Raw genomic sequence first — 7630 nt, forward strand, 5'->3', positions numbered from 1 at the left:
CTCTACGTATGACTTTCTCTAAGAAGCATCTCTACTACATAGGAGCACCAGTACTACTGATACTCATCATCCTCGGTACCTATCTCTTGTGGCCTAAGCCTGTACGGGTCGCACTGGTCAATATGCCAGACTTCGTCGCCTCTCGTATGGCGGAGGCTGCCGACAAGAAAAATGTGCGTCTCACAGCCGTCACGGAGCTCTCGGAGCTGAAAAAATACGACGCCATGATCGCCTTCGGCATGGGGCTCAAGTGGACCGACGAGGACCGCGCGCTGATCAAGCAGCTAGGCGAAGAGAAGGGGCTGAAGTACCTCGCCTACATGACCACGACGCCAGAGAATAACATCTCTAACCTAGACTCGCTACAGCAGGAGACGCTGGTGTCTTATCTGGCCAATGGCGGTACGAGCAACTACCGCTCAGGCTTTAACTACATCCGTAAGGAAGTCCTCGGTAAGTCGCTCCGCACGGGTACTATCGAGGAGCCGATAGAGTACGGCTACGACCTGCTCTTTACGGACGAAGACCCCGACCTCGCCTTCGACAGCGTCGAGAGCTTTCAGAAGTTCTACAACGAGCATGGATACAAGGAGGGAGCTCCTCGCATTGCGCTCTTTACGGGTATCGCAGGCCCCTTCGGATCGAGCCGCGACTACTTGGACGAGTTGATCGGAGCGTTGGAGGAGTCAGGCTTTAACGTCTACCCCATCAGTGCTATGACACGCCGACTAGAGTTCCTCTCAGAGATCAAGCCACAGGCGGTCATCTACTTCGCCCACGGACGCTTCGGCGGCGACCCAGCCATCGCTTGGCTCAAGGAGCACAACGTACCGATCTTCTCTCCGCTCATCGTGTCGGAGGAGTATAGCGACTGGCTACAAGACAAGCAAGGCATGTGGGGCGGCTACCTCAGCCAGACTGTTGTAACGCCTGAGATAGATGGCACGATCCACCCCTTTGCGCTGGTGACACTGCGGGAGAACAAGCAGGGCTTTAAGGAGTTTCACACGATCCCAGAGCGTCTGCCCGACTTCTGCTCACTACTCCACCGCTATATCAAGCTACAGACGATGAGCAATGCGGACAAGCGCATAGCACTCTTCTACTTCAAGGGACCTGGGCAAAACAGTCTCGTGGCGCAAGGCATCGAGGTAGTGCCATCGCTCTACAACGTCCTGAAGTATCTACAAAGCCAAGGGTACGACCTGACCGGCTTGCCCGACACGGAGGAAGCTTTTGCCAAGGATCTGATGTCTCGTGGCGCACTCTATAACAACTATGCGGAGGGCAACAAGCAGATGATGCTACACAGCAACTACCCAGCCTTTGTCTCAACGCAAGAGCTGACGCAGTGGATCGACGACACCTTCCCCCCAGCACTCAAAGACAGCATAGAGACTCACTACGGGGCGATCCCTGGTCATGACCTCGTCTTAGAGCGTGATGGTGTCGAGGGCATTGCGGTGACGCGACTCACTTATGGTAAGGTAGCACTCCTACCTCAACCTGGTTCTGGTAGCGGAGAGCTAGACTTCAAGATGGTGCACGGCTCTACCTCCGTACCCGCTTACCCATACATAGCCAGCTATCTGTGGGCTCGCAACGGCTGGCACGCTGACGTCCTGATGCACTTCGGTACGCACGGCAGTCTGGAGTTTATCCCTGGCAAGCAGGTGGCTCTGAGCAACTACGACTACACCGACAGACTTGTGCGTGACCTGCCACACATCTATTACTATACGACGGCCAACGTCGGCGAGTGTATGATCGCCAAGCGTCGCTCCTACGGGCAGGCAGTCTCTTACTTAGCTCCACCCTTTATCGATACGCAGCTAGACAAAGAGATGCAACCGTTGCGCGACTTGACCGACCGCTACCTAGCTTCGGAAAAAGATGACGATGCCCTCTCCAAGCGGATCAAAGAGATGACCATCGCTAAGGGCTTCCACAGAGACCTCAAGCTAGACTCCACGATGAGCAAGCCCTATACGAGAGACGAGATAGAGCTAGTCGCCAGCTTCATTGACGAGCTGGCCAATGCTAAGATCGTGGGCGGCATGTACACGACGGGTGTTCCCTTCTCCTCGGAGAAGATCCGCTCCAGTGTCCGCCTCCTCTCGGTCGACCCGATAGCCTATGCACTGGCTCAGATAGACAAGTCTCGCGGACGGATCACCGACGCTCAGATCAAGGACGATGTCTACTTCAACGCTCGTTACCTCCGTCCTGCCGACCGCTTCGTGGCTCGTGTTCAGGATCGGGAGATTGCCTCTGGAGAGGTCGATGCGCTCCTTCAGTCGCTAGGCGTCAGTGGTGCCGAGCTGGCTCGTGCCGACCAATTCCTCAAGGCGCAACAAGAGGAGAGCGCACAGTCCGGTATGATGGGTGGAATGCCTGCCGGTATGATGGGTGGCGATAAGGCAAAAGCTAAGCCACAGGGCAAGCCTAGCGGGATGCCTAGCGGTCACCCAGGAGGTATGCCCAAGGGGATGCCTAAAGAAATGGGTGGCGGTATGCCTCCTCATGGTAAGCCCGCCAGCGCCGAGACGAAGCAAGACCCCAAGCTGGTACTCCTCGCCGAGGGAATCAGTCTGTTGCGTCGCTCTGTAGCGCAGATACCATATTATAAGCGAATGCTGGTCACTTCGCCACAGCTCGAGCTAGCTTCTCTCGCCAATGCGCTCAGTGGCGGCTACACGGCACCTTCGCCAGGCGGTGACTTCATCGCTAGTCCCTCCGTACTACCCACCGGGCGCAATCTCTACGCCATTGATCCCGAGATGACGCCCACAGCAAAGGCGTGGGAAGACGGACAGCAGCTAGCCGATGCGCTTATCGCTGACTACCGCTCTCGTCACAACGACTCGATACCGCGCAAGGTGAGCTTCACGCTCTGGAGCAGTAGCTTCATCGAGAGCGAGGGTACGACCATTGCTGAGATCATGGCGCTCCTCGGAGTCGAGCCCGTGCGTGACCGTCGTGGCAAGGTGATCGACGTTCGCGTCATCCCCATCAAGGAGCTCGGCAGACCTCGTGTGGATGTGGTCATACAGACCTCGGGTCAGCTCCGAGACATCGCAGCCTCCCGACTCTTCCTCTTGCAAAAGGCTATGGACCTCGTCGCAGAGACCAAGGATGGCAATACACCCAATCAGATAGCCCTGGGACGTGTCGAGGCGGAGCGTGTGCTCCTAGAGCATGGCGTACCCCCCGAGCAGGCTCGTAAGCTTAGCGGCAAGCGCATCTTCGGCGGTCTCAACGGTGCCTACGGTACTGGCATTCAGGAGATGGTCGAGAGCGGTGACCGCTGGGAGAAGGAGAGCGAGATCGCTGAGGTTTACATGAACAATATGGGCGCCATCTATGGCGACGAAGATCTCTGGGGCGAGACCGCCAAGGGGATCTTTGAGGCGGCACTGCAAAACACGGATGCCGTCGTCCAGCCCCGTCAGAGCAATACGTGGGGCGCGCTAAGCTTGGATCACGTCTATGAGTTTATGGGCGGACTGACCCTCTCCGTGCGTCACGTCACGGGCAAGGACCCCGAGGGCTACTTCACCGATCTGCGTAACCGTCGTCGTGTCAAGACGCAGGAGATCAAGCAGGCTATCGGCGTTGAAGCTCGCACCACCATCCTCAACCCCACCTATGTGCGTGAGCAGCTCAAAGAGGGCGCTGGAGCAGCAGACGCTATCGACGAGACCATCCGCAATACCTATGCGTGGAACGTCATGAAGCCCTCCGCCATCGACAAGGAGCTCTGGGATGCCCTCTACGATATGTATGTCGTAGACAAGCATCAGCTCGGCACCGTCGACTTCTTCGAGCGCAACAACCCCGCAGCCCTGCAAGACCTCACCGCCTCCATGATGGAGACCATTCGCAAGGGTTACTGGCAGGCGACTGCTGAGCAAAAGCAGACCATCGCTCGGCTCCATGCTGAGAGCTTGGCAAAGGCGGGTGCTGGCTGTAGCGGTATGGTCTGTGACAATGCTAAGCTGCGTAAGATGATCCAGGATCAACTCTCACCCGAGCAGCAACAAGAGTACACCGCCGCCCTAGACAAGGCGCTCAAGGTGACCTCACAGTCTGACCAAAAGCAGCAGGTACTCTCGAAGGATTCGGACAAGGCTCAGGGCAAGAAGCAGGCCACTGGCTCTGCCTCTGCAGAGGATCAGGATAGTCTCTCCACGACCGAGGTGGTTGTCATCGGAGGTGTCGTAATCGTCCTCATACTGGTGCTCTCCATCCTTTACAGCAGACGTAGGAAGCGTACGAAGTAAGAGATGCTACTCATCGTTGCGATCTTTGCGCTCCTAGTGGCGCTCACCACCACAGCCGTACGATCTGACCATAGGGTGCGACTAGCACATGCGCTCCTCTATATCGTCGGCTTGGTGGCGACCCATCAGGCGACTCTGCGGGTGAGCAAGCTAGCCCTTGACGCCATGCTACGTCAGGCGGAGCAGCTCTCTACACTAGCCATGCTGGTCTCACTAGAGCTACTGCTCACGATGGCGGTCGTCACCTACCGACCCGCGCGCCGACCTCTGCGTACGATCTATCATCGGGAGGGACTAGTCGTAGCAGTCATGACCGCTTGCCACCAGATAGCCGTATGGCTCCCCTCGCTACTGATGCTACCTGCGCTATGCTACTTGAGGAGCTTCGTCATCTACAGCATGCCCGGGGTCCATTACTGGGCAGTGACCATAACCTTTGCTGTGGTGCTCCTCCTACTCATCGAGCTGACACCTCGCCTGATACGTGATCGGGAGTTCCTCCGTCTGCTCGCCATGCTCTTAGCTGGAGTGCTAGCCGTGGGTAGCGTCATTGCCTACATCCTCATCCCAGAGCGCACCCAAGCACCAGAGGTCCAGCTAGACAGCTCCTCGCCTAGAGAGCTGTGCATCCTCCTCGCGACCCTCGCAGGCGGCGTGCTCGTCGGCTATATAGCCATGCTCATCAAGGCAAAAGGCTCACGCAAATAAGACAGTTACACACACAACAGATTACTATGAAATTCATTTCAGACACCATGTTTCTCCTCTCCAATGGTCTCCTCATACCGGTGATCATTGGGCTACTCCTACTCTTTCTCCTAGCCCTCCTCATGCTGGGCGGACTTATCGAGCGGGCACAGCGCTACAAGCGACTACAGCGACGCTACTTCTCCCATCAGCGTGAAGACGCTAGCGCACTACTCGGCAGACTGCGCCAAGAGCTGGGCGGTGAGAGTTCAGAGACAGCTCGGCTAGACCTCTTTGAGGAGCTACTGCGCTCGCTACTCACGGCTTCCGCTGCTGAGCGCAACCTACTCATTGGCGAGTATGAGCTACGCCTCGACAAGCGACTCGTCTATCCGCAAGTCTTGACCAAGTTCGGTCCAATCCTCGGACTAATGGGTACCCTCATACCAATGGGACCAGCGCTCGTCGGGCTGAGCAGTGGCGATATGGCGACCATGGCGTACAATATGCAGGTCGCCTTTGCGACTACCGTGCTAGGGCTCTTCGTCTCCGCCATCGGCTATCTGACCTTGCAGAGACTCCACCGCTATCACCACCAAGAGCTCATCTACATCGACTACATCGACGAACTCCTAACCCAAGCTGAAGATGAGACGAAGAAGTAAGCGACGCACACTGCGCCACGATGACACCGATCCATCATCGCTCGTGAGCAACCTCTTTGACGTGGCGATGGTCTTTGCCGTGGCACTGATGGTGGCACTGGTCACGAAGTTTAGCATGACCGAGATGCTCACGCAGGAGGACTTTACCATCATCAAGAACCCCGGCAAGGACAATATGGAGATTATCTCCAAAAAAGGCTCCACCATCGAGCGGTACACACCGACCGACAGCGAGGACGCCTCCAGTCAGCGTCGCGGTAAGCGCGTCGGCATCGCCTACGAGCTGGAGAATGGCGAGGTCATCTACATCCCCGAGGAATAAAACGGGCCAGACAGCTCACAGACCGCTAAGCCTCCCCTAACCCATCGCTAAAAGGTTGCTAACCAGCCGCTAAATATCAACAGCCCCCACGTCTCTCTACGACCAGAGAGACGTGGGGGTTGTCGTTTGTGCCAATGCTTCGCTTGCTCTCCGTAGAGACAACAGCAAACCCCTCGATTGAAAAACTTCGTTTCCCCGTATGCCCATTTAGTTTCATACCTAAGAAACTGGAGTTTCATACCTAAGAAACTAGAGTTTCATACCTAGGAAACAGAAATCCCTCCCTTGGGACGACTTGCTCCCTCCCTAGGGATTTTTTCGTCCCTCCCTAGGGATTGAAACTTTCCAGCGTTGGAAAGTAAAGTTTCCAGCGTTGGAAAAGAAACTTTCCTACCTTGGAAAAAAAGTTTTCCAACGCTGGAACCGTTTTGGAAAGTTAACAATACCAAGCTTGCGTAGCCCCCAGGGTTGCTTTCGCGGAGTTTTCCATTGCTTCCATATCACTTTACGTAACATCGTGCGTATGTGTTCGTCTATCTTGACCATCTTGCCTTTAAGACCATGCTCCATTACGCCCGATTTCAGATACTTGTGTATCAAGCTTTCGGTGTCTAGGTCATAGATGATGCGACCTACATAGCTCATCAATTTGTCTTGAGGAACATTGTCGAAGAACTTCTCCAAGTCTATGTCAACTATCCACTCCGCTCCCTCGCTGAGGATTACAAACCTTTTTCTCTTTATATTGCAAAAACGTTAGGACTCTATTGATTTTATTTGTAACTTCACGGTGCAAACTTGATTGTTCGAAAACTAGGCTCACCTATCTGCCAGTTCCAACATATATGTCCACTTAACGCAAAATGCCTATGGCAAAAAAAACCACAAACCACTAAGTACGGGGCATTCGTCCGTACAAATCCAACATTTTTCAAAAACTCCAAAATAGAAAGTACTATGAGAGTGAGATTTTTAATAATGGCATTCCTACTGACTGCCATGCTACCGCTGGCGAGAGCGGCAGGTAGCGACTGGAAAACCGCCACGCTGATGAACAGCGGGGACACGAAAAGCGGACAGCTATCCGACACGCACGGGGAGGACTGGTACAAGTTTGTAGTGCCTGAGAAAAAGAACGGCACTGCCACGTTTGTCCTTTCCTCGAAGGACGGACTGAGCTTGAGCCACCTTGATGTGTTTGCCCTTAAAGACGATGAAGTCAAATTAAGAAACCAGTTCGTTCTGTGCAGAGAGGTTACTGGTGATACCCTGACCATAAGCGACCTTGCGGCAGGCACTTATTATGTACAGATAACAAGGCACAAAAATCAAGGCAGTTACAACCTGAAATATACTTTTGCCCCCAACTCCACCCCCAATGACAGCGAGCCAAACGACCAATACGATAAGGGCGCGCAGCTTGAGAGCGGAACAACGGCGACCGGGCATTTGGGGTATATATACTATGGAGATGACACTCGAGATACGGAGGACTGGTACAAGTTTGTTGTGCCTGAGAAAAAGAACGGCACTGCCACGTTTGTCCTTTCCTCGAAGGACGGACTGAGCTTGAGCCACCTTGATGTGTTTGCCCTTAAAGACGATGAAGTCAAATTAAGAAACCAGTTCGTTCTGTGCAGAGAGGTTACTGGTGATACCCTGACCATAAGCGA

At 54.6% G+C, this 7630-nt stretch carries 5 protein-coding genes; all 5 read left to right on the top strand.

Annotated elements, in window-relative coordinates; genetic code table 11:
- The first annotated feature begins 8 nt into the window (after positions 1-8).
- Complete coding sequence (locus RDM37_RS06465; RefSeq protein WP_308556017.1) at positions 9-4283, top strand: cobaltochelatase subunit CobN; 4275 nt, start codon at positions 9-11, stop codon at positions 4281-4283.
- Positions 4284-4286: 3 nt separating this feature from the next.
- Entirely contained in the window at positions 4287-4991 is a 705-nt protein-coding gene (locus RDM37_RS06470; RefSeq protein ID WP_308556019.1) for a hypothetical protein, read from the top strand.
- 26 nt (positions 4992-5017) lie between these two features.
- Positions 5018-5635, top strand: a complete 618-nt coding sequence (locus RDM37_RS06475; protein ID WP_308556021.1) for a MotA/TolQ/ExbB proton channel family protein — start codon at positions 5018-5020, stop codon at positions 5633-5635.
- Positions 5619-5957: a DUF2149 domain-containing protein gene (locus RDM37_RS06480; protein ID WP_007365939.1), complete on the top strand. Its 339-nt coding sequence runs from the start codon at positions 5619-5621 to the stop codon at positions 5955-5957. The genes RDM37_RS06475 and RDM37_RS06480 overlap by 17 nt, the downstream gene beginning before the upstream one ends.
- Positions 5958-6914: 957 nt before the next feature.
- Positions 6915-7630, top strand: a 716-nt coding sequence (locus tag RDM37_RS06485) for a hypothetical protein (RefSeq protein ID WP_308556023.1), incomplete at its 3' end; no start/stop codon positions are given.

Source organism: uncultured Porphyromonas sp., from assembly GCF_902489635.1.
Lineage (GTDB): Bacteria > Bacteroidota > Bacteroidia > Bacteroidales > Porphyromonadaceae > Porphyromonas.

Excerpts from the sequence above, each read along its gene's own strand:
- RDM37_RS06470 (WP_308556019.1), top strand. The coding sequence starts at position 4,287 with ATGCTACTCATCGTTGCGATCTTTGCGCTCCTAGTGGCGCTCACCACC.
- RDM37_RS06465 (WP_308556017.1), top strand. The coding sequence starts at position 9 with ATGACTTTCTCTAAGAAGCATCTCTACTACATAGGAGCACCAGTACTA.
- RDM37_RS06475 (WP_308556021.1), top strand. The coding sequence starts at position 5,018 with ATGAAATTCATTTCAGACACCATGTTTCTCCTCTCCAATGGTCTCCTC.
- RDM37_RS06480 (WP_007365939.1), top strand. The coding sequence starts at position 5,619 with ATGAGACGAAGAAGTAAGCGACGCACACTGCGCCACGATGACACCGAT.